This window comes from Paraburkholderia acidipaludis NBRC 101816, assembly GCF_000684975.1.
In the GTDB taxonomy this organism is placed as follows: domain Bacteria; phylum Pseudomonadota; class Gammaproteobacteria; order Burkholderiales; family Burkholderiaceae; genus Paraburkholderia; species Paraburkholderia acidipaludis.
Genome location: NZ_BAXZ01000051.1, coordinates 1 through 1,647, shown reverse-complemented (window position 1 = coordinate 1,647; position 1,647 = coordinate 1). Strand labels below are relative to the sequence as shown.

1 pseudogene is annotated in these 1,647 nt (G+C 66.0%); it reads right to left on the bottom strand.

Annotation, left to right across the window (positions count from 1 at the left end):
• A pseudogene (locus BAC01S_RS35255) lies at nucleotides 1–1,647 on the bottom strand (muramidase); the annotation flags it as partial.

Here is a 1,647-nt window from a genome sequence, read left to right as displayed (position 1 = left end):
TTTCTCCCACTTGCCCATGTCGCCGCCCCATTCGCTTTCGTAGCGAAAGATCACATGCGACACGGCCTGGGCCAGCCACCGCACGGTCAGCGCCCGCCTCAGGTCCGCCGGAACCACGTTCCCCTTGTCGTCACCCTGGCGCTTCGCCGCCTTCTCCAGCTTGCCGATAAACTGCCCCGCGTTCACCGTCGCGGCAATGGTGCTGAATTCCTTCTCGTCATCGCCTTCGATCAGCCGTTTCGCTTCGAACAGGTTGCGCCGGTACATGTCGAGCAACGGTACGCTCGTGGTATCCACCGTATCGAAGCCCGGCCACGCCCAAGGGCTTTCCCAAAGCGTATCCGGGTGGCCCTTCTCACATACCCAACGCGTAATTGATCTGCCGTCTTCGTCGCCCGCCGTAACCGACCACCATTGCACGCCCTGATCGTCGGTCGCCCGGTCGATTTCGCGCCCCTGTTCGAGCCGGGCACGCGAAAGCACCTCCTGATAGCCCACCGCCGGCCCCTCGGCATTGGCAAGCTGCAACGGAAAACTGTTCCATGTCGGAACAGTTGCGCCAGCAACCTTGCCCGCGTATTTGGTGCGCTCGACCCATAGCGGCTCGCCTACGGGCGTCCCGCTGGCGGGATGGCTGTGGCTGTGCCCGTGGCCGTGCGTGGGCGGCTGCGCCGCGAGCTTCGTCGGCTGGACCTTCGCCCACAGTCCCTTGCCGGGGTCGCCCTGTTTGCCCGTCGCAAGCGCCAGCGTCAGCCCCACCAGCCCGGTATTACGTTGCGGGTCGGCCGGTTTGACAAGCTTCGCGCCCTGCTGGATCAGCAGCAGCGTTTTCCCGATGTCCGGCAGCTTCTTCGCCCGCTCCTTGCTCTTGTTGATGAAGTCATTGATCTGCGCCCCGGTGAACACTTCGACGTGCAAGAGCGGGAACTCGCGTTTTGGCGGCAGCAGGCTCGCCTCGGTGGAGTCCTGGTACTCGCCCAGGTAGCCCACCACGTCGCCCGCCTTGACCGGGAAGGGCTTGTCGAGCACGACCACCGAATCGAGCGGCTTCGGATCAATCACCGCGTCGAGTTCATCGAGATTTACCCAGCCCGTCACGGCGCGCGGGTCAGGTGTCCCGCCAGCGATGGCGGCCACGGGCGCACCCTTCGTGATTGTCCCGATCAGTGCCCAGCCTTTCGCGACATTGCCGACGACGCTCAATTCGCCGCCGCGCGGCAGCAGGCCGATTACCGTCCCGCTGGCGCGGTCGCAGATGCGAACCCCGGTCTGCGGCGTACCGGCATCCTGCGAAGCGTCCGCCGGGCTGGCGGGCGGCACGGTATAGCGTACCCGGTCGGGATAGGTTGCGGGCGCATCCATGCTGTCCGGGGCCGGGCCGGATAGCGCACCGCCCAGCAGCGCGCCGCCACCGAGGGTTCCGCCGCCCAGCCCGCCCGAAGCGGAGCCGAGATTCAGCGGCGTATTGAGTTGGCGTGGCTGGGCCTGATGATCGTTCGCCTTGCTGCCCACGCGGAAATGCCGGTCGCCCTGCCAGAAGGGCAGCGGATGGATCGACGCTGAGGACGGGGTGCTGCCGTCCGTCTGCGCGTCCTGATAGCCCTTCCAGTCGAGCTGGTGCATGTACAGGCTGTAGAACTCCAGCAC